The following is a 21,794-nucleotide window of genomic DNA, read 5'->3' on the forward strand; positions in this document are numbered from 1 at the left end:
ACGATTTCCGAACGATCAGTTCGGAAATCGTCCTCGGCCGCGCCCAGCGGCGTGAGTGGCCGGCCCCGGGGATTAGAACAACAGACGTGCGCGAAACGGCCCGCGAAGGGCGTTACCGAGCGAAAAACCCGAGCGCAGGTCGTCGAGGCGCAGCCGGTGTTCCCGCGCCTCGCCGCGCGCCAGGAGGTCGGCGCGCAGCACGCCCGCGAGCAGGCCGCAGTCGAGCGGCGGCGTCAGCAAGCCGCGTTCGTGCTGCAAAAACAGGCTTGTTCGCGCGCCCTCGCAAACCTCGTCGCGCTCGTTGAGGAAGATGACTTCATCCACGCGCGGGTCGGCGGCCTGGGCCGCGGCGAGCGCGTCCTCGTAGGTCGCGCGCCGCGTGGTCTTGTGCCGCAGCAGGGGATTCGCCGAGTCAAGCCGAGTTCCCGCCACCGCCACGCGCCAGATTTTTGCCGGCTCGGGGACGAACGGCGCGGCGCTCCAGCCGATTTTGCCGTCACGGCGCAGTTCCAACCGAACGCGCAGGCGATCCGCCTCCGGAAAAACACAGGCCTCTGCCAGTACTATGTCATAGGCCTCATATGAAAAGGCGAAGCCGAGCGCGCGCGCCGAGTTTTTGAGGCGCGCGCGATGGCCCTCGACCAGCCAATAGCCGCCGTCGCGCGTCCACAAAATAGTTTCGATCAGGCCGAAATCGTCGGCGCCAGGAAGCGGGCCTTCAGCAGACATTCCTCGTATTCCTCTTCCGCCCGCGAATCCGCGACGATCGCCGAGCCCACCGGGCAGGTGAGCGCACCGTCGGCGCCGAGCGTGAGCGTGCGTATGGCGACATTGAAGCGCATGTCGCCGCCCGGCGCGATCACCCCCATCGCCCCGCAGTAAGCCCCCCGCGAAAACGCCTCCTGTTCGGCGATGATCTCCATCGCGCGGATTTTTGGCGCGCCGGTGACGGAGCCGCAGGGAAACAGTCCGGCGAAAATATCCAAGAAACTCAGGTCAGTCCGGAGAACGGCTTGCACCCCGGAGGTCATCTGGTGGAGCGTGGGAAAGGTTTCGACTGTGTAGAGATCAGTGACTTGAACAGAGCCGACCTCTGACAACCTGCTGAGATCATTGCGCAAGAGATCGACGATCATCAGGTTTTCCGCGCGATTCTTCTCGTCCGCCGCCAGGCGCGCCACCAGCGCGCGGTCGTCATCCCAGGTTTTCCCACGCGGCGCCGTGCCCTTCATCGGACGCGTAAAAATGCGCTGTCGCTCGGTCGAAAAGAACTTTTCCGGCGACAGCGACAGGATGGTCTCGTCGCCCAGCGCGACGATGCCGCCAATTTCGACGGGCTGGCGCAGCCGCAGCGCGCGGTAAAGGTCGCGCGGGTCGCCCGCGAAACATCCTGACAACGGAAAGGTCAGGTTGATTTGGTAGACGTCGCCTGCTTCGATATAGGCTCGACAGGCGTCAAAGCGCCGCCGGTAGTCCTCGAAGCGCCAGAGCGGGCGCACATCCGCGATTTCTGGCGCCGGCGCGACGGAGACGGCGGGCGGTGCGGAAGGCGCTTCAAAAATGCCGAATTGCAGCAGCGGGGTCTTCCGCGGGCCGAGAAGTGGGAGCAGCCGCGGCTCCAGCGCAAGACCACATTCGTACGCGACATGGCCAGCCGCCCAAAAATTTTCGCGCGCGGCCTGCTGCAGGAGCGCGAGCGCGGGCGCAACCTCTTCCGCATGATAGGCGGTGACGATTCGGCGCGGCGCGGCGAAATGCAGCGTTCCGCGTGAGCGGTCCTCGATCAGGCAGAAGGGTTCGCGCGCGTTCGCCATGCCAATGGCCTTAACGCGGAACGGGCGGCAAAAAAAGGCTGGCGAAGCGGCTGCGGTCGGGTGTAGCCAAGGTCCAAGGAGATTTTTCATGGCCCTCGTGCTGTTTTCGGGCGGACAGGATTCGACCACATGCCTCGCCTGGGCGCTGGAGCGTTTCGAACGCGTGGAGACGCTCGGCTTCGACTATGGCCAGCGCCACCGGGTCGAACTGGAGCAGCGCCAGGTGCTGCGCGCGGAATTGCGCGAAATCAAGCCGCACTGGGCGGGGCGGCTCGGACCGGACCACACGCTCGACCTCGGGGCGCTCGGCGCCATTTCCGATACCGCGCTGACCGGCGACAAGAAGATCGAATTGACCGAAAGAGGTCTTCCCAACACATTCGTGCCCGGCCGCAACCTGATCTTCTTGACCTTCGCGGCGGCGCTCGCCTACCGGCGCGGCCTGACCCACATCGTCGGCGGCATGTGCGAGACCGACTTCTCCGGCTATCCCGACTGCCGCGACGATGCGATCAAGGCCATGCAGGTGGCGCTGAACATCGGCATGGAAAGCCGCTTCGTCCTGGAAACGCCGCTGATGTGGCTCGACAAGGCGCAAACCTGGGCGCTCGCGGAAAAGCTGGGTGGCGAGAGCCTTATCAACGCCCTGATCGAGCACAGCCACACCTGCTATCTCGGCGAACGCGGCGAGAGGCGCGCCTGGGGCTACGGCTGCGGCCAATGTCCGGCCTGCACGCTGCGGGCGCAGGGCTACGAAAAGTGGCGAACCCGCGCATTTGCGCAAAATCGCCAAAAGTTGTCTTGAAACCCAGATGATCCCATGACGTTTCCCCTGTGGAGTCAACGTCATGTCACCTCAGTCCAACGCAAGCCAGTACTTGGATTTGCTCAAGGCAAATCCAATCCCCATGTCGATGATGGCCTTTTCTATTGTCGCCGCAATGTGCCTCGACTTCGCCGATGCCGTCACCTTCCGCGATACGCTACACGCCTTCCCAGAGAAAAAGGTTTAGGCCCGCTCGCCCATCCGCAGTCGAAACGGGTGCGCCGGATAGGTCCCGAGAATACGGACCTCCTCGCTGAAGAACTGCAATTCCTCCAGCGCACGGCCCAGATTGGCGTCCTCGGGATGACCCTCGACATCGACCAGAAACTGCGTCGCGGCGAATTCGCCATTGACCATGTAGCTTTCCAGCTTGGTCATATTGACATTGTTGGTGGCGAAGGCGCCGAGCGCCTTGTAGAGCGCCGCCGGAACGTTGCGCACGCGGAAAATGAAGGTCGTCAGCGTCGGTCCGGCGCCGGGTGGCGGTCTGCGGGCCTCGCGCGACAGAATGACGAAGCGCGTGGTGTTATGGTCCTCGTCCTCGACGAAGCGCGCGAGCACGTCGAGCCCATAAATCTCCGCCGCCATCAGGGGCGCGAGCGAGGCGCGCGTTTTGTCGCCCCATTCGGCCACCTCGCGCGCCGAGCCGGCGGTGTCGCCGGTGATCACCGGCTTGAGATTGTGCTGGCGGATGATTTTCCGGCACTGGCCCAGCGCGTGGACATGGCTATAGACGCTGCGCAGATCCTCGATCCCGGCGCCCTTGACCGCGAGCAGGTGGAAATGGATCGGCAAGAAATATTCGCCGATGATGTGCAGATCCGACCCGGGCAGGAAATGGTGGATGTCGGCGACGCGGCCGGCCAGCGAATTCTCGATCGGGATCATGCCGAGGGCGGCGCGTCCCTCGCTGATGGCGGCGAAGGCGTCCTCGAAACTGGCGCAGGGCAGGGTTTCCCAGCCAGGATAGACATCCGCGCAGGCCATGTGGGAATTGGCGCCGGGCTCGCCCTGGTAGGCGATGATCTTGCTGCTCACTTCGAAAAATCCTTCAAGATTGCGCGCGCCCGCTCCAGGTCGTGCGGAGCGTCCACGCCTAGCGGAACGGCGTCGACGATTTCCACGTCAATGCGCATGCCCGCCTCCAACGCCCGCAATTGCTCCAGTTTCTCCCGCTTTTCCAAAGCGGAAGGCGGCAGCGCGACGAATTTTTCCAGCGCGGCGCGTCGATAGGCGTAAAGCCCGATGTGATGGAAGAGATCGCCCTCGCCCCAAGGCGCGGTGGCGCGGGTGAAATAGAGCGCGCGCTGGCGCGTCGGACCGAGCGGCGCGCCAACCAGCTTCACCACATTGGCGTCGGTCCGCTCCTCCTCGCGAAGAATCCGCGCCGCGAGCGTGGCGATGTCGACCTTCGCATCGGCGAGCGGCGCCAGGGAGGCGCGCACGCTCGCCGGATCGATCGTCGGCAGGTCGCCCTGGAGATTGACGATGACGCCGTATTGTCCGTCGGGATCGTAAAGGCGCAGCGCCGCGGCGATCCGGTCGGAGCCGGAGGGCAGATCCGGATCGGTGACGACGGCCTCGCCGCCGGCGGCGCGCACGACGCGGGCGATCTCCTCGCCGTCGGCCGCCACCAGAACGGGGCCGATTTCCGCCTCCACCGCGCGGCGAAAGACCTGAACGATCATCGGCGCGCCGCAGATGTCCGCCAGCGGCTTGTCGGGCAATCGGGTCGAGGCGAGCCGGGCGGGAATGACGATGAGGGCAGGGTGCGGCATGCCCCTCGTTTCAGGGATTTTGGTTCGCTTGTAAAGGCTGGAGCTTGCGGCGATTGCTTACGTAAAGCATTTGTCGAGCCGCCCGCTTGGCCAGAGCGGCGCTGCCGTGCAAACATGAGAGAGCCTAAAGAAAATGTGGCGCCGAAGGCGCCCGCCCGGGAGGACGACATGACTTACAATGATCTGGCAAAAGCCGGATTCGGCTTCGTTTGCGCCCTGTTGCTGGGAGTCGTTCTCAGCTTGATCGGAGATGTGCTGGTTTCGCCGATCAGACCCAAGATCGCCGGCTTTTCCTTCCCGGTCCCAGCGACGACGCAAGGGGCCAAGGTCGAGACCGTGGACGATCTGCTCGCCAAGGCCGATCCGGCGCGCGGCAAGGAACTGGCGCAGGTCTGCGGCGCCTGCCACAGCTTTGAACGCATCGGCGGCGCCAAGTTCGGTCCCAACCTCTATGGCGTCGTCGGACGTCCCAAGCACGCGTTTCCGGGCTTCGCCTATTCCGGCGGCATGAAGGGCCAGAGCGGCAGCTGGACTTTCGCCGAGATCGACAAATGGATCACCAACCCGAAGGCTGTCGTTTCCGACACGCGGATGCAATTCCCCGGCGAGCCCGACCCCGCCAAGCGCGCCGACATCATCGCCTATCTGCGCACCCTTTCGGACTCGCCCGTTCCGCTCGCGAAAAACTGATCGGCGGTTTCAGCTGATGGCCGCCTGAAGATCGAGCGTCGGCCTGACGCCGATATCGTCGAAATGCGCGGTGATGAATCTTTTCGCCGCGTTGGCGCCGATTTCCCGCAATTCCAGAAAAAAATCGTAGTCCGCCTTCATCTTGCTGGCGGCGCCGAAACGGTTGAGCGCGTCCTGCGCCTCGATGAGGTGGACGCGGATCTCCTTGTAATGCGTTCCGTCCAGCCGCCCCTGGGCGATCAGGCGACGGACGAAATCAATGGCGCGAAATTCCTGCAGCAGCGGCGCGTTGAAAGTGATCTCGTCGACGCGGCTCATGATTTCGATGGCGGTGTCGGGCGTGCCCTGGCGCACGACGGGACTGATCTGCACGAGGACGATATCGGCGCAATCGGTTTCCGTGAAAAACGGGAACAGGACGGGATTGCCCATATAGCCGCCGTCCCAATACGGCTCTCCCTCAATTTCGACCGCCTGGAACACCGTCGGCAGGCAGGCCGAGGCCATCACCATGTCGAGCGTCAGCTCCTCGCGATGAAACACGCGCACCTTGCCGGTTTCGACCGCAGTGGCGGCGATGAACAGCTTTGGGCCGGCGCTGGCGCGCAAGGCCTCGAAATTCACCGCGCGCTTGAGGATGTCGCGCAGCGGGTTGATGTCCATCGGGTTGAGTTGGGCCGGCGCGAACAGGCTCGCGGCCTCTTGCAACATCATGGCGGCGGGCGTCGACGACCAAAAGGCCATCATGCCGTCGAACACCATCCGCCCGGGTTCGGGCAGCGCGCCGTCGAGGCTCGCCCCCTTCCAGAACGCGGCCATTTGCCGTTGCGCGCCCTCGGCGCCGCCCTTTCGCAAGCCTTCCGCGAAATTGACGGCGTTCATCGCGCCGGCGCTGGTTCCGCTGACGCCACGGACGTCGAAGCGCCCGTCCTCGAGCAGCGCGTCGAGCACGCCCCAAGTGAAGGCGCCATGGGCGCCTCCGCCTTGCAGCGCCAGGTTGATGGTTTTTCGAACCGTCAAGCGGCGGTCCACCCGCCATCCATGGAAATGTTCGCGCCGGTGATTTGCGAGGCGGCGTCCGTGGCGAGGAAAACCGCGAGCGCGGCCACCTGATCGACCGTGACGAATTGCTTGGTCGGCTGCGCCGACAGCAGCACGGTGTTGATCACCTCTTCCTTGCTGAGGTTGCGCGCCTTCATCGTGTCGGGAATCTGTTTTTCGACCAGCGGCGTCCAGACGTAGCCGGGGGAGATGCAGTTGACCGTCACGCCGAAGGTGGCGAGCTCCAGCGCCACGGTTTTCGTCAGGCCGGCGATCCCGTGTTTCGCCGAGACATAGGCGGACTTGAACGGCGAGGCCACCAGCGAATGGGCGGAAGCCGTGTTGATGATGCGCCCCCATTTGCGCGCCTTCATACCGGGCGCGGCGGCGTGGATGGTGTGGAAGGCGGAGGACAGGTTGATGGCGATGATCTGGTCCCATTTTTCCGTGGGAAAATCTTCGACCGGCGACACGAATTGAATGCCGGCGTTGTTGACGAGAATGTCGACGGCTCCAAAAACCTTTTCCGCGTTCTGGATCATGGCGGCGATCTCCGCCGGCTTCGACATGTCGGCGCCGTCATAGGCCGCCTTGACGCCGAATTCCTTCTCGATGCCGGCCCGCTCGGCCTCGATCGCGGCGGCATCGCCGAAACCGTTTATCATGACGTTGCAGCCTTCCCGAGCGAAGGCGCGGGCGATGGCGAGGCCAATGCCCGAAGTGGAGCCGGTAACGACGGCGGTCTTGCCTGCGAACGACATGAGACTCTCCCTGATCCCAAAAAATTCACGCGCTCAATATAGATTGTGCGCCGCACATTTGGACCCCTGCCCTTGGACTAAGCCGCCGATGCGCGGCTTGCATGCGACCGCGCGAGCCTTCAAGGCGCTTGCGCCTTCTATTCCCTTGATTGACCAACGTCTGTTATAGAGAGGCCAATTTTCGCCCACAGGACGTCGCCGCAATGACCGACCAAAACTTCCCGCCGCTTTGCGAAACCGAAATCGCCGCCGAACCGCTGCCCCGGCGCAAAAGTGTGGGCGTGCGCGTCGGCGAGGGCGCCGGCGCGGTCAGTGTCGGCGCCGGCGCGCCCATCGTCGTGCAGAGCATGACCAACACCGACACGGCGGACGTGGACTCGACCGTGCAGCAGGTCGCGGCCTTGGCCCAGGCCGGCTCCGAACTGGTGCGCATCACCGTGGACCGCGAGGAGGCGGCGGCCGCGGTGCCGCACATCCGCGAAAAGCTGGAAAAGCTGGGCGTCAATGTCCCGCTGGTCGGCGATTTCCATTACATCGGCCACAAGCTGCTCACCGAATATCCCGCCTGCGCGGAAGCCTTGGCGAAGTACCGAATCAACCCCGGCAATGTCGGTTTCAAGGAAAAGAAGGACACGCAGTTCGCTTCCATCGTCGAACTGGCGATCAAGCACGACAAGGCGGTGCGCATCGGCGCCAACTGGGGTTCGCTCGATCAGGAGATGCTCACCGAACTGATGGACGAGAATTCCAGGGCGGCGAAGCCGGTGGACGCCCGCGCGGTGATGCGCGAGGCCATGACCCGCTCGGCGCTGCTGTCGGCCGCGCGCGCGGAAGACATCGGCCTGAAGCGCGACCGCATCATTCTCTCCGCCAAAGTCTCGAACGTGCAGGACCTAGTTTCAGTTTATCGCATGGTGGCGGCGCGCTCGAACTACGCGCTGCATCTCGGGCTGACGGAAGCCGGCATGGGCTCGAAGGGCATCGTCGCCTCCTCCGCCGCGCTCGGCATCCTGTTGCAGGAAGGGATTGGCGACACGATCCGCGTCTCACTCACCCCGCAGCCCGGAGGCGACCGCACGCTGGAGGTGCAGGTGGCGCAGGAAATCCTGCAGACCATGGGTTTTCGAACCTTCGTCCCGCTGGTCGCGGCCTGCCCGGGATGCGGGCGCACCACCAGCACCGTGTTCCAGGAGCTGGCGCGCGACATCCAGGCGATGATTCGCGAGCGCATGCCGCAGTGGCGCAAAGTCTATCCGGGCGTGGAGACGCTGAACGTCGCGGTGATGGGCTGCATCGTCAACGGCCCCGGCGAATCCAAGCACGCCGACATCGGCATTTCCCTCCCCGGCACCGGCGAAAGCCCGGCGGCGCCGATCTTCATCGACGGCAAGAAGGTCAAGACGCTGCGGGGCGAAGGCATTGCGCGGGAGTTCGAGAAGATCGTGACGGATTACGTCGCGCAGCGTTTCGGCGGCAAGACGGCGGACACGGCGGCGGAGTGAACCGCGGCCGCCCTCGAATTTTCCGGACGAACGGAACAGGATTTCCGAACGGATCGTTCGGAAATCCTTTCACTCCAACCCTTTCTGAACATCTTGCACCCACGCGGGCCGTCCGGCTTGGCGCTCGCGCCATGACCTTACGGCGAAGATCAGCTCATTGGCGGCTTGCTCCATATGCAGGAGGGCCGCCTGTTCATCGACCAAACCATTCGTCCGGAGCTCTGCAGCGGCAAAGTGCAGATCGATCTGGGCGCATTCAATCGCTTCCTTGAGGTCGTTGGTCACAGTGTGCACCTGCATCATTCAAGCTGTGAGCGTTCGCCGCGCCGCGCAGAATGCTGCGGCGCAACGGTCGCTGTCGATCAGGCCACCAGCATCAAGGCCGAATGGTCCGGCAAAATGGCCGACTGGGTTCCGCTCACGACGCGGAGCCTTTGCTCGAGTTCATCGCCGATTTCATAGATGACGGCGTAGGTGAGAACGCCGCCAATAATCTTCGGCTCTCCCAGCGGCTCGCCGGCGCAATTCGCCATCTTCAGCATCCGATGCATGACCGCGTCGTAAACGGTCACGATATGCGTCAGACCCACCTCCCTGCCGATCTCGTTCATCGCCAGGCCGAGTTCCGCGGTCGCTTGGCCCATGCGCGCGAAATCCCGTCGACGGTCGCCTGTCGTCGGAATGGTGAAGCGGCTCGATTCCCAGATCAGGGGGCTCTCAATGCGTTTGCCGTCGGGGAGCAGTTCGGGGAACGTGTCGTTGAGCATGTTCAATCCCGTCGTCGGCAGGAGACGCAGGGCGCCGCGGATGTTGTTTTCTTCATCCACCGACAACACGTAAAGCGGATGCAAAGCATCATAATGATCGATCTCCCAGTCTCCGGAGACGTTTACCTTCCATCCAAGCTGGTCATGAAATATCTCTTTCCGCAACTTGTGCATTTGATCGATGAGATTTGGATGCTTTGATTTGTTTTCTCCGCTAATCAACACAATCATGGCGACCTCCACGTTCAAGATTACGTTGCCATATTTAAGCAGGCGACGAAAATATTTGCACCTGTTATAAATATCAGGTCGCTCCACCGCGCGGTTGCGCGTCGCGATCGCCGCGACGAAACGCGCCGTGCGACGACGCTCGAGCTTGCGCGCAAGCTCGGTCCGCGCGGAAGCCTGGAACGGTTCCGAACGAAGTGTTGGCGGGTTTTTTCAGAAATGGCGCTTAGCGCATTTTCGAGCGAAGTGGATGCCGGTTCGCGTGAGGAAAATGCGTCAAAACAAGAATCTAGCGCTTGATCAGGCTCGGAGGCTCAACGGCCAGATTGATCAGGCCGAGCGTCAGGGCCTTGGCCACCGCCTGGATGACATTGGCGGCGCCCAGACGACCACGCGCCGATTCTATGTGAAACCGGACCGTGCTTTTCGAAATGCCCAAGATGTCGGCGACGTCCTGGTCCGATTTTCCGAGGGCCTTGAACCTCAGGCAGGACGCCTCCCTGTGGCTCAAGGAGATGTTATGTTCCGGAGTCAGGACATCGTCGATGACAGAAGAGTGAAACTGCCACGACAGCAGCATGAGTTCGCGCATCATCGCGCGCTTCTCCGCCTTCCAGTCGTGCTCACTCATGTCCGAAGTCACCGTGAACAAGGCAAACTCTGAATTGCGGCCACGTATGGGAATCGACAGCCCTCGCGCTCCCACATCCAATTCCTGCGCTTCGCCGAAAAACTGCCTCACCACCGGATTGGAGCGATCGATATCATCCCAGTCGATCGGCAGAATGCCGGAAAGGCCAGCCCTGAGGATCGGATCGACATCCGCATAGTTCTTTTGCGCGTAACGTTTCTTCCAATCGTCCAGATAGGTCATGGCCATCAGAGGACGGTCGTTGGTGAGGGCGGTGGGAAGATTGAGGACCAGATAAGCGACGTGCTTGATTCCATGCGACGTTAGGCTGGCTGCGATGCCCTCTATCGAGTTCGGCAACCTATGCGCCAGCTCCAGTCCGCCCAGGACATCAAAGACACTCTCCTCCGACACGCCGCTCTCCCGTCACGCTCTCGCCTCCAAATAAAACGATATCAAAAGCTTTGCTCGCAACTTCGGGGCAGCTCGCGCCGCGCTGACGCCACGGCCTGCATTCAAGCAAGAATGCGCAACTCTTTTACAACCCCCAACGAATTCATGAATATTGCACAGGCAAGCATTCAAATCAAAATACTTGATGCATGCCTGCGTTGTCGTTGGCGCCTGTCGGGACCACTTTTTCAAACTGCGGCGGCGATCGTTCCCATCTTTGCAACGATTCCAGTGGCATCCTATCGTTCTTTTCTCATGAAAGAATTCCGTGGGGTCAATGGGTTTCAGCGTCCTCGACAACTCCGATCGTTCCGCCGACTCCAAGGTCGTGCTCTGCCTGTGCGCGGCGGAGGTCTTGACCATGGTCGGCGTGTTCGCCTTTCCCGCCCTGCTGACGGATTTTACCGCCGAGTGGCGGTTGACCAATACGCAAGCCGGCTGGATTTCCGGCGCCATCTTCGCCGGCTATGCGCTGGCCGTGACTGTGCTCACAAGTCTGACCGACCGGATCGACGCCAAGCGCGTCTATCTGTTCGGCGCGACCTGCGCCGCCGTGTCGATGCTCGGCTTCGCGCTCACGGCCGAAGGGTTCTGGAGCGCCTTGTTATGGCGGCTGCTCAGTGGCGTCGGCCTGGCGGGCACATACATGCCCGGACTCAAGGCGCTGGTGGATCGGATCTCGCCGGCGCGGCAACCGCGCTGGATCAGCTACTACACCGCAAGTTTTTCGCTGGGCACATCCGGCTCCTTTCTGGCGACGGGCGCCATGGCCGAGGTTTTTGGCTGGCGCGCGGCTTTTTTCGCGGCCGCCCTCGCGGCCGGCGCCGCCGTCGCCCTCGTCGCCTTGCTCCTGCCGGCGGTCCGCAAGGCGCCACAGGCCAGAGCCGAAACATTCGACATCTCCGCCGTGCTCGGCAACCGGGCGGCCATGGGCTATGTGCTCGGCTATGCGGCGCATGTCTGGGAATTGTTCGGCGCGCGCTCGTGGATGGTGGCCTTTCTCGGCTTCGTCCTGCTGCAACATCCCGAGGCCGCCGGCCCCGCGCCGACCACCGTCGCGACGCTCGGCACGCTGATCGCCATGGCCTCGAGCGTCTGGGGCGCCGATCTGGCGGTGCGTTTCGAGCGCCGCCGGCTCTGCGCCTTCGCCATGCTGGCGTCCGGCGCGCTCGCGGCGGTGATCGGTTTCTGCGCCGGCCTGCCCTATCCCGCCGTCGCCGCGCTGATGCTGGCCTACAATTTCTTCATTCAACTGGATTCGGCCGCCCTGACCACCGGCGCGGTGCTCGCCGCCCACCCGCAGCGGCGCGGCGCGACAATGGCGGTGCATTCGCTGCTGGGCTTCAGCGCCGGTTTTTGTGGTCCCATCGCGTTCGGCGGCATCCTCGACGCGGCGGGCGGCGCCAGCAGCGGCTTCGCCTGGGGACTGGCCTTCGCCTCCTTGGGCGCCGTGGTCGCGCTGGGCCCCCTGGCTTTGCGCTTTTCACGTGACCCAACGTCTTCAATTTGAGCCTTTCTTAAGCATAATCGCCGACAATCCCGCGCTCCGCCCAATAACCGGGATGAACGCTCATGGCCTCGATCGCCGCCGCCACTGTTTCGTCAGCCGCGCCTGTGCGAACGCGCGCCGGCGCGCTGGTCTCGCTGGCGATCGTGGCGCTCGCCGCGGTCATCCAGGGCATGGGCGAACAGATCTGCGACAATTCCTGGCTGATCCTGTTCGCCGAACGTGTCTATGAAGGCGCGACGCCTTACGTCGACATCACCGATCCGAACCTGCCCGCGACCTGGCTTGTCTACATGCCCGCGGTCATTTTGCAGAAGTGGACCGGCCTACGCGCGGAAAGTTTTGTCTTCGTCGAAATCCTGGCTCTGACTTTCGCCACCGGGGCCTTCGCGCTGCGCATCCTCCGCGCCGCCCGTCTCGACGCCGACGTCGACGTGGCCGCCATCCGAAATTTTGCGCTGTTCGCCAGCCTGATCGTCTGGGGCGCCAATTTCGGACAGCGCGAACATTTCACCGTGCTGCTCATGCTGCCGTTTCTTGCCTTGTGCGCCGCCCGGGCCTCCGGCGCCGCCATCGGAACGGGCGTCGCCGTTGTCGCGGGCCTCCTCGCCGCCGCAGCAGTGTGCATCAAGCCCTTTTACGCTTTGCCGCTGGCGTTGCCCGTCGTCGCGGCCATGATTGTCCGCCGCTCGGCGCGCCCCGCCCTGGGGCCGGAAATTTTTGGCGCGGCCCTGGCGACAGCCGTCGGTTACGCGGCGACCTACAAGCTGACGCCAGCCTATTTCACCCTTGAAATGCCGCAACTCACCGCCGTCTATCTCGCGGGGCGCTATCCGCTCCTGGAGATCCTGACGCGCCCGATGGTCCCCTATCTGCTGGTCACGCTCGGCCTGCTCGCCCACTTCATCCGGCGCAACCGCGATCCGCGCGTCCTCATGCTCACGGCAAGCGCCGCTGGCTTCCTCGCCACCTTCATCATCCAGGGCAAGATGTCATACAATCACGCCCTGCCCGCCATCCACCTCGTCGTTGTCGCCTTCGGCGTCGAATACGCCCGGCGCCGGGTGCAAAATCCCGACGCCGCCGCCCTCTTCCTGCGTCGCCTCGCGACACCGGTCATCGCGCTCGCGCCCATGTTCGGCCTGATCCACCTCAACCTGTTGCGGATGACGCCACATGCCGGCGTGCGAGAAGCCGTCGAGCGCCTCGCGCCCGCACATCCTTCGATCGGCGGCATCGTCGAATCCTTCTCCATCGCCTTTCCGATGGTCCGTCAGGTCAACGGCCGCTGGGTCGGGCGCGCCAGCGCCATCTGGGGAACCGATGTCGGCCTCTATCTGCTCACGCTTGCCTCCACCACGCCGGAACACAGGCGCCGGATCGAGGATGTTATCCACAGCCAGCGCGCCTGGCTCGCCGAGGATCTTTCGCAAGGCAAGCCGGACGTGATCCTGGTGGAAGACGCCAACGTGCGCCGGCGCGAACTCGCCACCAGCGAACTCGCCCGCGCGCTGGACGGCTACAGCCACGCAACCGATGTCGAAGATGTGGAAATTTGGCTGCGGGACGACCTTCTGGCGCAAGGCTCGAAGTCTTGAGCGCTCTTTAGCCACCCACGAAACCCGCGCCGATGTTGATCGTCATCGCCAGCACGGCGTTGTTGTAGAAGAAGGCCAGAATGCAATGCGCCGTCGCCAGGCGGCGCAACGGGCGTCCCGTGATGTTGACGTCGGCGGTGGCGCAAGCGACGCCAATCACATAGGAAAAATACAGAAAGTCGGGATAGTCCGGCCGGTCTTCGCCCGGAAATTGGATGCCGCCGCTCCATTTGCCCGGCCCTTCCTCCCGCGCCGTGCGATAGAATTCATGGGCGTAATGCAGCGCGAAGGCGAGATGCACCAGCAGCCAAGAGCCGACGATTGTCGATATGGCCAGAGCGATGTGAAGGGTCTTGGCGTCGATCGGAGCGCCCTTGATCGCAAGAAGATGGGCGAAGATGGCGCCGTAGGAACAGGCGGCGGCGAGCGCCGTGAGAATCAGCACGACATTGCGGCCATCGTCCTGCAACGCGGCGCGACGGTGGATGTCCTTGTGCTCCGAGCGGACGATCATCACCGCCGCGGCGATGAGATAGGTCCAACAGCCGACGTTCCAGCCGATCAGGCCTCGCGTCGCCGCCCACCAGTGGCCGGGGAGCAGCACGCCGACAGCCACGCCGAGCGCCACGGAAAACAGCAGGCGCGGGCGCGCTCTCGCCACGCGCAGAATTTTGGGAAAACGGCGGGCGGGCGCCGCCGTCACGATTTCCGCATAGCGGTGAAGCGCGCGGCCTCGGCCAGGATCGCCGCCTTGTCGCCGAAACAGCCCAGCGCTTCAATCGCCTCGCGCGAAAGAGCGTCGCGGCGCTTGCGCGCCTCGTCGATCCCGAGCACGGCGACCAGCGTCGCCTTGTTGCGGTCGGCGTCCTTGCCGGCGCGCTTGCCCAGCGCCGCCGTGTCGCCTTCGGCGTCCAAAATGTCGTCGGCGACCTGGAAGGCCGCGCCCAGGGCCGCGCCGTAACGGCTCAGGGCCTCCCGCTGCGCCGAATCGGCGCCGCCCATGCGCGCGCCCGCCTCGACCGCGTTGAGCAGAAGCGCCCCGGTCTTCATCGATTGCATCAGCATGACGAATTCGCGGCTGTGCGACTCTTTGCGCGACTCCGCCTCGAGATCGAGCGCCTGTCCCCCAACCATGCCGCCCAGGCCCGAGGCGCGCGCCAGCATGACGGTCAAATCCGCGCGCACCGCCGGATCGGGATGAGTCGGCGTATCGGCGATCACGTCGAAGGCGTAGGTGAGCAGGGCGTCGCCGGCGAGAATGGCGCAGGCCTCGTCAAAGGCCTTGTGGCAGGTGGGGCGTCCGCGCCGCAAATCGTCATTGTCCATTGCCGGAAGGTCATCGTGGACCAGCGAATAGCAATGAATCATCTCAAGCGCGCAGGCGGCGCGCAAAACGCCGTCACCCTCGGCGCCGAGCATGCGCGCGGTTTCGACCAGAAGGAACGGCCGCAGGCGCTTGCCGCCGCCGAGCGAGCCGTAGCGGATGGCTTCGAGCAGCCGGGACGGGCGATCTTTTTCACCCGGCAACAGATGGGGCGACAGCAGGCGGTCGAGCATCTGTTCCGTGGCGTCCGCCACCGCAACCAGCCGCGCCGAAAACGCGTCGCGCAAAACCTCTCCCGACATGATGCTTCCCAAACTTTGTTTCAAACCACAGCCTTGGCTTGCCCCAAGGTTTTGGTCGGGTCAAGCGCGGAACGGCCGTCTTGGGCGGAGCTTTCGAAATCTTGCGGCTCAGCGCCGGACAGCGCGCGTGAGTTCAGCCTTGGTCATGTGGGAGCGCCCGGGAATGTCGAGCCGCCTGGCCTCGGCATAAAGCTCCGCCTTGCTTCCGTCCTCCTCCGCGCGCGCCTGGGCGGTTTCGCCCCGCGCCTCCTTCGCCTTGGTCTTTCGCAGGTTCTCCCTGTTCTTCCCAGGCGATTCCTGGTTCGAGGCGCCAGCCTCGTGCAACCCGATGGCGATGGCCTGTTTCGGATTCCTGACCTTCTAGCCGGTCGAGGTTGCGAGTTCGCCGTGCTTGAACTCGTGCATGACGCGCCCGACCGTCTCCTTTTGCCGCTTCGAATGTCTGGCCATGGGATGCTCCCTTGGCCAGCACAACGCGCGAACGACGCAAACGGTCGCCTATTGCGCCCGAAGCCCGTCTTCGCCGATGAAGGCGATGCGCACCATATTGGTCGCGCCCGGCGTGCCGAAGGGCACGCCCGCGATGATCACGATGCGGTCGCCAGGCTCGGCGAAATGCCGGCGCACCGCGAATTTGCAGGCGCGATTGGCCATGTCGTCGACGTCGTGGGCGTCCCGCGTGACCGCCGATTCGGTGCCCCAGACCAGGGTCAGGCGCCGCGCCGTGTCGCGATTGGGCGTCAGCGTCAGGATGGGCGCGCGCGGTCGTTCGCGGGCGACGCGCAGCGCCGTCGCTCCCGAGGCCGTCCAGGCGACAATCGCCGTCATTTCCAGATTCTCCGCCATGTCGCGCGCTGCGCTCGCCACCGCGTCGGCGCCGGTCTTTTCCGGGGCGGCGCGCTGGGCGTTGATGATGCTGCGATAGACCGGCTCCATTTCCACGCTCTCGGCGATGCGGTTCATCATCGCGACAGCGTCGATGGGATACTGGCCCGAAGCCGATTCCGCCGAGAGCATGATGGCGTCGGCGCCCTCGAATACGGCGGTGGCGACATCGGACACTTCCGCGCGGGTCGGCGTCGGCGAGGTGATCATCGATTCCAGCATCTGCGTCGCCACGATCACCGGGCGCCCGAGCTTGCGGGCCTCGCGGGTGATGCGTTTTTGCAGGCCCGGCACTTTTTCGGGCGGCACTTCCACGCCGAGATCGCCGCGCGCCACCATCAGCCCGTCGGCGGCGAGCATGATCTCATCCAGCCGCGCGATGGCCTGAGGCTTCTCGATCTTGGCCAGAACCAGCGCCTTGTCGCCGGCGATGGCCTTGACCGCCTTCACATCCTCGGCGCGCTGGACGAAGGAGAGCGCGATCCAGTCCACCCCCGCCTCGACGGCGGCTTCAAGGTCGACCTGATCCTTCTCGGTCATGGCGGCGTCGGGAATTTCCGTGTCCGGCAGGCTCACGCCCTTGCGGTTGGAGATGCGGCCGCCGACCTCGACCTTGGTCACGGCGCGGTCCGGCTCCGTCTCGACCACCGCCAGCCTGAGGCGGCCGTCGTCGATCAGCATCTTGTGGCCGGGTTGCAGACATTCCAGAATTTCCGGATGCGGCAGGCGCACGCGGGTGGCGTCGCCGTGGGCCTCGTCGGAATCGAGCACGAAATTCTGTCCCTTCACTAGATCGGCGCCGCCCTCGGCGAAGGCGCCGACCCGCAATTTCGGTCCCTGGAGATCGACCAGAATGCCGATGGGACGCCCCACCTTTTCCTCGACGGCGCGAATCATCGCCACGCGCTCGCGCATGCCCTCCGGATTGGTGTGGCTCATGTTGATTCGGAACAGGTCGGCGCCGGCCCGCCACAGGTTTTCAATCATGGCCTCGTCGTTGGAGGCCGGTCCGAGCGTGGCGACGATCTTGCAGCGGCGGGTGCGCTTCATCAATTTCTCCTCAGCGTGTCTGGCTGGAATCGGTCAGCTGGACCGTCCAGTTCTTCGCGTCCTTGCCGGTGTCGACCTCGAAGAAGCCGGACCGATCGAAGCCGCGCACAAAACAGTCCTCGCGGCCGTCGATTCGGAATTCGCGGTCACGGGTGCACATGAAGGCCTTGCCCTTCCATTCGCCGCCATGCTCGTCGATGGCGTAGACATAGTAGAATTCCGCCGCCAGCGGCCCGCGCAGCAGCGTCTCGCAGGCGCTGGGCTTGATGTTCCACCAGCCCTCGGACACCCAGCCCGTCCCGTTGGTGTAGGCCAGCGCCACGCTGACCTTTGCGCCGGTGTTGTTGCACATCCGGAAATCGGCGCGGGCGGCGCCGGAGAGCAGGCAGGCGGACACAAGGGCGGCGCAGGCCGCGGTCAGGCGGCGGGCTGTGATGATCATGCGGCTCGTTCTCTGGCGTCGCGACATTTGTAGCTCTTGACTATGACGACGCAATTTTTCTTTTAACCTTTAGCGCGGAGGGCGTCGACCGTCGAACCGCAACCTTCGCCATAAGGGCTCCGGTGCACGACCTCCCTTCTCCTTCCGAAGTCGACGTTTTCCAGCAGGTCGCCGGCGCGCCGGACCAGCGTCTGATCCTGTTCTGCGACCACGCCAGCAACGCCTTGCCCCACGCTTACGGCGATCTCGGCCTGACCCGCGACCAGCTGGAGCGGCACATCGCCTATGACATCGGCGCGGCGGAGGTGACGCGGCGCCTGGCGGCGCTCACCGGCGCCGGCGCCGTGCTGGCCGGTTTTTCCCGCCTGCTGATTGATCCCAATCGCGGCGAGGACGACCCCACCCTGGTCATGCGCATGTCGGATGGGGCCGTAATTCCCGGCAATGCAAGGGCGGGCGCCGACGAAATCGCGTCGCGGGTCGAAAAATTCTGGCGGCCTTATCGAAGCGCCTGCGGCGCCTTGGTCGACGCGGCGCTGGCGGCGAATCAGGTCCCCATCCTGCTGGGCGTTCACAGTTTCACTCCCAGTTTCAAGGGGTGCGCGCGGCCCTGGCCCTGCGGCGTGCTGTGGGACCGCGACCCGCGCCTCGCCGCGCCGCTGATCGAAGCTTTGCGCGGCGAAGGTCTTCTGGTTGGCGACAACGAACCCTATGACGGCGCGCTGAAGAACGATTCCATGTACGAACTGTCGACCGCGCGCGGCGTCCCCGGCGCGCTGATCGAAATCCGCCAGGACGAATTAGGAACGCCCGAGGATTGCGAGATCTGGGCGCAGCGCCTCGCGCGGGCGCTGCCTGGCGTGTTGGCGCGCCCTGAGACCGAGCGGCTCGAATTCTTTGGCTCTCGCGCCGATGGCCGCGAATAAAAGGGAATGACGATACAACCCTGGATTGGTTGCTTTTAGTCCAGTATTTTTATAGATTAATTACGCGATTTGGTCACAGCAATCGCCCGGCTCGCCCGCGCCACCTCCCCCCGGTGGCGCGGGTTTTTTTCAGACCCTCACAGCGAACCCGCGGAAGCGTGGCGTCCTTGACGCCGGCGCCGCTCTGGTTCATCAAAACCCCGAATTCAACCAGACCCAGGATCGATCATTATGAGCGCAGCCTCGCTCGACGGCGGCCATCTCAAAGCCTTTATCGAACGCATCGAACGCCTCGAAGAGGAAAAGAAGGCGATCGCCGACGATATCAAGGATGTTTACGCCGAGGCCAAGGGCAATGGCTACGACGTCAAGATCATGCGCAAGATCGTCTCCATCCGCCGCCAGGACGAAAACAAGCGCCGAGAGGAAGAGGAGATTCTGGATCTCTACCTGTCGGCCCTCGGCGCGGAGTAATTTATTTCGCAATGCGCGATTTGCGGCTCGCGCCTTGCCGAAGGGCTCAGCCGCGCATAGGTCATGGCCAAGTTTCTCGTTCGATATGGGAATGGCCATGACTGACGCCAAATTGTTTCAGCCCTTTCAACTCGGCGCGCTGACGCTGAAGAATCGCGTTGTGATGGCGCCGCTGACCCGCAACCGGGCGACGCCGGGCAATGCCGCCAACGCCCTGATCGCCGAGCAATACCGCCAGAGGGCCGGCGCGGGCCTGCTGATCACCGAGGCCTCGCCGATTTCCCAGCAAGGTCAGGGCTATATCAACACGCCCTGGATCGCCACCGACGAGCAAGTGGCGGGCTGGCGGTTGGTGACCGACGCGGTGCATCAGGCCGGCGGCGCGATTTTCGTGCAGCTCTGGCATGTCGGCCGCGTCTCGCACGTCTCGCTTCAGCCGGATGGCGGCGCGCCGGTCGCGCCCTCGACGCTCCGCGCCAACACCAAGACTTTTTTGGGCAGCGGGTTTGTAGACGTTTCCGAGCCCCGCGCTTTGGCGACAGAGGAATTGCAGGGCGTCGTCAACGATTACGTCAAGGCGGCCAAGAACGCGACGCGCGCCGGATTCGACGGCGTCGAAATCCACGCCGCGAACGGCTATCTGCTCGACCAGTTCCAGCGCGATTCCAGCAACAAGCGCACCGACGCCTACGGCGGCTCCATCGAGAACCGCGCCCGGCTGACGTTGGAGGTCATCGACGCCATGCTCGCGGCGCTGCCGCCCGAAAAAATCGGCATCCGCTTCTCGCCGGTCAGCCCGGCCAACGATGTCGCCGACAGCAATCCGCAAGCCCTGTTCGGCTATCTCGTCGAACAGGTTGGCAAGCGCAAGCTCGCCTACGTCCATATCGTCGAGGGAGCGACCGGCGGCCCGCGCGACTACGCGCCCTTCGACTACGCCGCGCTGCGGAAAAGTTTTGGCGGCGCCTATATCGCCAACAACGGCTATGACCGCGACATGGCCCTCAACGCCGTCGAGACCGGCGCGGCCGATCTCGTCGCCTTCGGCCGTCCCTTCATCTCCAACCCCGATCTCGTCGACCGGCTGCGAACGGGCGCGGCGCTGGCCGAACTCGACAAGTCCACCCTCTATGGCGGCGACGCCCACGGCTACACCGACTATCCCCGTTTGGGGCAGTGATCTCTTGTTTTCGCCGCACGAACTCTCACGAGTTCGCGCGGCTAGGCAGCGGCTGAGGGTCTGTCGACAAACAGTCGATAGGACAAGGCTTCGCCGAGGTGAGGACGCAAGACTTCAGCCGACCCTTGCAAATCCGCAATCGTTCTCGCCAGCTTCAGAACACGATGGAACCCACGCGCGGAAAGCCGCAACCTGTCGGCGGCGTCGCGGATAAGCTTGCTCCCGGCGTCATCCAGCCTGACAGTTTGTTCCAGGATCGCCGCAGTGGCCATGGCATTGCAGGTCACGTTCTCAAAACCGAGCCTCTTGTATCGAGCGCGTTGGAGTTCCCTCGCCGCCGCCACGCGCGCGGCGATTTCGTCTGACCCCTCACTTGCTGCAGGCAAGATCAAGTCCGAAGCGCTGATCGCCGGAACCTCCAGATGCAGATCGATGCGATCGAGGAATGGCCCGGAGAGCCGGGCCTGATAAAGCTGCGAACACCGTTGCGGCGAACCCTTCTGGCAGCGGTGACCAGGTTCGTTGGCGAGCCCGCAACGGCAAGGGTTCATGGCGGCAATCAACTGGAACCGCGCGGGGTACACGCAGCGGCGAGCGGCCCGCGAGATCGCGATCTCGCCGCTCTCCAGAGGTTGTCGCAAGGCGTCGAGCGCCTGTCCCTGAAATTCGGGAAGCTCGTCGAGGAAAAGCACGCCGTTATGCGCCAGCGACGCTTCGCCGGGTCTGGCGTGCGGACCGCCGCCGACAAGAGCGGCCATCGACGCCGAATGGTGAGGCGCGCGAAACGGCCGACGATCCGTGAGCTGTCCGCCCGCGAGATTGCCGGCGACCGAGTGAATCATCGAGACTTCCAAAAGTTCGCTGGGCGTCAGCGGCGGCAGTATGGATGGAAGTCGCGCCGCCAGCATGCTCTTGCCGGCGCCGGGCGGCCCATTGAACAGCAGGTTGTGTCCGCCCGCGGCGGCGATCTCCAGCGCCCTTTTCGCGCTTTCCTGCCCCTTGATGTCGCGAAGGTCGGGTTGCGGGCCGGTCAAGGATTTCACGGCCGGAACGGGCCGCGACAACACTTGGGTTCCATGAAAGTGGTTAGCGATCTGTATGAGGTTGCGCGGCGCGAGAATCGAAATGTCTTCGGAAGCCCACGCCGCCTCAGGTCCGCACTCCGAGGGACAAATCAGGCCCAATCCCCTCGCGCTGGCGGAGACGGCCGCCGGCAGAACGCCTGAAACGGCCGAGATGGCTCCGTCGAGCGCCAATTCTCCGAGCACCATGAAGCCGTCGAGCGCATCGGAGGGCAATGCGCCCATCGCCGCCATCACCCCCAGGGCGATGGGCAGGTCATAATGACTGCCCTCCTTCGGCAGATCGGCGGGAGCCAGATTGACGGTGATTCGCTTGGCCGGAAGCGACAGGCCGGAGGCGACGAGGGCGGAGCGGACGCGCTCCCGCGATTCAGCCACGGCCTTGTCGCCGAGGCCGACGACGTTGAAGACCACGGTTCCGTTCGAAATCATGACCTGGACATCAACCGGTCGCGCTTCAATCCCCTCGAATGCGACCGTTGCGACGCGAACGACCATGGCACACTCCTGCGAGCATAACCGTCACCTTACGA

Annotated in this window: 24 protein-coding genes; 9 read left to right on the forward strand and 15 right to left on the reverse strand. The window is 64.1% G+C overall.

What is annotated here, in order from left to right; translation table 11 throughout:
- Positions 1–72: 72 nt before the first annotated feature.
- Both GJ654_RS04035 and GJ654_RS04040 read right to left on the reverse strand, forming a co-directional pair.
- Positions 73–729, reverse strand: a complete 657-nt coding sequence (locus GJ654_RS04035) for an aminotransferase class IV (protein ID WP_155444812.1) — start codon at positions 727–729, stop codon at positions 73–75.
- Positions 684–1,814: an aminodeoxychorismate synthase component I gene (locus GJ654_RS04040; RefSeq protein WP_155444813.1), complete on the reverse strand. Its 1,131-nt coding sequence runs from the start codon at positions 1,812–1,814 to the stop codon at positions 684–686. The genes GJ654_RS04035 and GJ654_RS04040 overlap by 46 nt, the downstream gene beginning before the upstream one ends.
- Positions 1,815–1,902: 88 nt before the next feature.
- Between GJ654_RS04040 and queC the strand changes: the two genes are divergently transcribed.
- On the forward strand, positions 1,903–2,619 hold the full coding sequence (queC, locus tag GJ654_RS04045) for a 7-cyano-7-deazaguanine synthase QueC (protein WP_155444814.1): 717 nt from the start codon (positions 1,903–1,905) through the stop codon (positions 2,617–2,619).
- Positions 2,620–2,662: 43 nt separating this feature from the next.
- The gene (locus tag GJ654_RS04050; RefSeq protein ID WP_155444815.1) at positions 2,663–2,827 is read left to right on the forward strand and encodes a hypothetical protein; all 165 of its coding nucleotides are present in this window, start codon (positions 2,663–2,665) and stop codon (positions 2,825–2,827) included.
- Here the strand turns inward: GJ654_RS04050 and GJ654_RS04055 are convergent.
- Positions 2,824–3,678, reverse strand: a complete 855-nt coding sequence (locus tag GJ654_RS04055) for a prephenate dehydratase (RefSeq protein ID WP_264586106.1) — start codon at positions 3,676–3,678, stop codon at positions 2,824–2,826. The two genes, GJ654_RS04050 and GJ654_RS04055, sit on opposite strands and share 4 nt — an antisense overlap.
- Complete coding sequence (locus GJ654_RS04060) at positions 3,675–4,418, reverse strand: 3-deoxy-manno-octulosonate cytidylyltransferase (RefSeq protein WP_155444816.1); 744 nt, start codon at positions 4,416–4,418, stop codon at positions 3,675–3,677. The genes GJ654_RS04055 and GJ654_RS04060 overlap by 4 nt, the downstream gene beginning before the upstream one ends.
- Positions 4,419–4,586: 168 nt before the next feature.
- Here GJ654_RS04060 and GJ654_RS04065 point away from each other — a divergent pair, with 168 nt between their 5' ends.
- Positions 4,587–5,108, forward strand: coding sequence for a c-type cytochrome (locus GJ654_RS04065; RefSeq protein ID WP_155444817.1), 522 nt, complete (start codon positions 4,587–4,589; stop codon positions 5,106–5,108).
- Positions 5,109–5,117: 9 nt separating this feature from the next.
- Here the strand turns inward: GJ654_RS04065 and GJ654_RS04070 are convergent, their stop codons facing one another.
- Both GJ654_RS04070 and GJ654_RS04075 read right to left on the reverse strand, forming a co-directional pair.
- Complete coding sequence (locus GJ654_RS04070; protein WP_264586107.1) at positions 5,118–6,140, reverse strand: patatin-like phospholipase family protein; 1,023 nt, start codon at positions 6,138–6,140, stop codon at positions 5,118–5,120.
- Positions 6,125–6,910: a 3-hydroxybutyrate dehydrogenase gene (locus GJ654_RS04075; protein WP_155444818.1), complete on the reverse strand. Its 786-nt coding sequence runs from the start codon at positions 6,908–6,910 to the stop codon at positions 6,125–6,127. Before GJ654_RS04075 ends, GJ654_RS04070 begins: the two co-directional genes overlap by 16 nt.
- Before the next feature lie 203 nt (positions 6,911–7,113).
- Between GJ654_RS04075 and ispG the strand changes: the two genes are divergently transcribed.
- On the forward strand, positions 7,114–8,412 hold the full coding sequence (gene ispG / locus GJ654_RS04080; protein ID WP_155444819.1) for a flavodoxin-dependent (E)-4-hydroxy-3-methylbut-2-enyl-diphosphate synthase: 1,299 nt from the start codon (positions 7,114–7,116) through the stop codon (positions 8,410–8,412).
- 69 nt (positions 8,413–8,481) lie between these two features.
- On the opposite strand, the gene GJ654_RS04085 is transcribed toward ispG, so the two are convergent.
- The 3 genes from GJ654_RS04085 to GJ654_RS04095 form a co-directional block, all read right to left on the reverse strand.
- Positions 8,482–8,697, reverse strand: coding sequence for a hypothetical protein (locus GJ654_RS04085; protein ID WP_155444820.1), 216 nt, complete (start codon positions 8,695–8,697; stop codon positions 8,482–8,484).
- A gap of 77 nt (positions 8,698–8,774) precedes the next feature.
- Positions 8,775–9,410 (reverse strand): acyl-homoserine-lactone synthase, encoded by a 636-nt coding sequence (locus GJ654_RS04090; RefSeq protein WP_155444821.1) that lies wholly within the window; start codon positions 9,408–9,410, stop codon positions 8,775–8,777.
- Between the two features lie 286 nt (positions 9,411–9,696).
- Positions 9,697–10,452: a LuxR family transcriptional regulator gene (locus GJ654_RS04095; RefSeq protein ID WP_155444822.1), complete on the reverse strand. Its 756-nt coding sequence runs from the start codon at positions 10,450–10,452 to the stop codon at positions 9,697–9,699.
- Positions 10,453–10,768: 316 nt separating this feature from the next.
- Between GJ654_RS04095 and GJ654_RS04100 the strand changes: the two genes are divergently transcribed.
- Both GJ654_RS04100 and GJ654_RS04105 read left to right on the forward strand, forming a co-directional pair.
- Positions 10,769–12,001: an MFS transporter gene (locus GJ654_RS04100; RefSeq protein WP_210350799.1), complete on the forward strand. Its 1,233-nt coding sequence runs from the start codon at positions 10,769–10,771 to the stop codon at positions 11,999–12,001.
- 62 nt (positions 12,002–12,063) lie between these two features.
- On the forward strand, positions 12,064–13,596 hold the full coding sequence (locus GJ654_RS04105) for a hypothetical protein (protein WP_155444823.1): 1,533 nt from the start codon (positions 12,064–12,066) through the stop codon (positions 13,594–13,596).
- 7 nt (positions 13,597–13,603) lie between these two features.
- On the opposite strand, the gene GJ654_RS04110 is transcribed toward GJ654_RS04105, so the two are convergent.
- The 5 genes from GJ654_RS04110 to GJ654_RS04130 all read right to left on the reverse strand — a co-directional run bounded on the left by GJ654_RS04110 (position 13,604) and on the right by GJ654_RS04130 (position 17,599).
- Complete coding sequence (locus GJ654_RS04110; RefSeq protein WP_264586108.1) at positions 13,604–14,299, reverse strand: DUF1345 domain-containing protein; 696 nt, start codon at positions 14,297–14,299, stop codon at positions 13,604–13,606.
- Positions 14,296–15,222 carry a polyprenyl synthetase family protein gene (locus GJ654_RS04115; protein ID WP_155444825.1) on the reverse strand — a complete coding sequence of 309 codons (927 nt, stop codon included), beginning with the start codon at positions 15,220–15,222 and terminating at the stop codon, positions 14,296–14,298. Before GJ654_RS04115 ends, GJ654_RS04110 begins: the two co-directional genes overlap by 4 nt.
- 108 nt (positions 15,223–15,330) lie before the next feature.
- The gene (locus GJ654_RS21095) at positions 15,331–15,546 is read right to left on the reverse strand and encodes a hypothetical protein (protein WP_246664575.1); all 216 of its coding nucleotides are present in this window, start codon (positions 15,544–15,546) and stop codon (positions 15,331–15,333) included.
- Positions 15,547–15,720: 174 nt separating this feature from the next.
- Positions 15,721–17,157: a pyruvate kinase gene (gene pyk, locus GJ654_RS04125; RefSeq protein WP_155444826.1), complete on the reverse strand. Its 1,437-nt coding sequence runs from the start codon at positions 17,155–17,157 to the stop codon at positions 15,721–15,723.
- Positions 17,158–17,167: 10 nt separating this feature from the next.
- Positions 17,168–17,599 carry a DUF1036 domain-containing protein gene (locus tag GJ654_RS04130; RefSeq protein ID WP_196305429.1) on the reverse strand — a complete coding sequence of 144 codons (432 nt, stop codon included), beginning with the start codon at positions 17,597–17,599 and terminating at the stop codon, positions 17,168–17,170.
- Between the two features lie 122 nt (positions 17,600–17,721).
- On the opposite strand from GJ654_RS04130, the gene GJ654_RS04135 reads away from it, so the two are divergent.
- The 3 genes from GJ654_RS04135 to GJ654_RS04145 all read left to right on the forward strand — a co-directional run bounded on the left by GJ654_RS04135 (position 17,722) and on the right by GJ654_RS04145 (position 20,179).
- A complete protein-coding gene (locus tag GJ654_RS04135) occupies positions 17,722–18,525 on the forward strand; it encodes an N-formylglutamate amidohydrolase (RefSeq protein ID WP_264586109.1) in 804 nt (267 codons plus the stop codon).
- 231 nt (positions 18,526–18,756) lie between these two features.
- On the forward strand, positions 18,757–18,999 hold the full coding sequence (locus GJ654_RS04140) for a DUF2312 domain-containing protein (RefSeq protein ID WP_155444828.1): 243 nt from the start codon (positions 18,757–18,759) through the stop codon (positions 18,997–18,999).
- A gap of 97 nt (positions 19,000–19,096) precedes the next feature.
- A complete protein-coding gene (locus GJ654_RS04145; RefSeq protein ID WP_155444829.1) occupies positions 19,097–20,179 on the forward strand; it encodes an alkene reductase in 1,083 nt (360 codons plus the stop codon).
- Positions 20,180–20,220: 41 nt separating this feature from the next.
- Here GJ654_RS04145 and GJ654_RS04150 read toward each other — a convergent pair whose 3' ends face one another.
- A complete protein-coding gene (locus GJ654_RS04150; RefSeq protein WP_155444830.1) occupies positions 20,221–21,759 on the reverse strand; it encodes a YifB family Mg chelatase-like AAA ATPase in 1,539 nt (512 codons plus the stop codon).
- Between the last annotated feature and the right edge of the window lie 35 nt (positions 21,760–21,794).

The sequence above is a fragment of the Rhodoblastus acidophilus genome (assembly GCF_009720655.1).
In the GTDB taxonomy this organism is placed as follows: Bacteria; Pseudomonadota; Alphaproteobacteria; order Rhizobiales; family Beijerinckiaceae; genus Rhodoblastus; species Rhodoblastus acidophilus_A.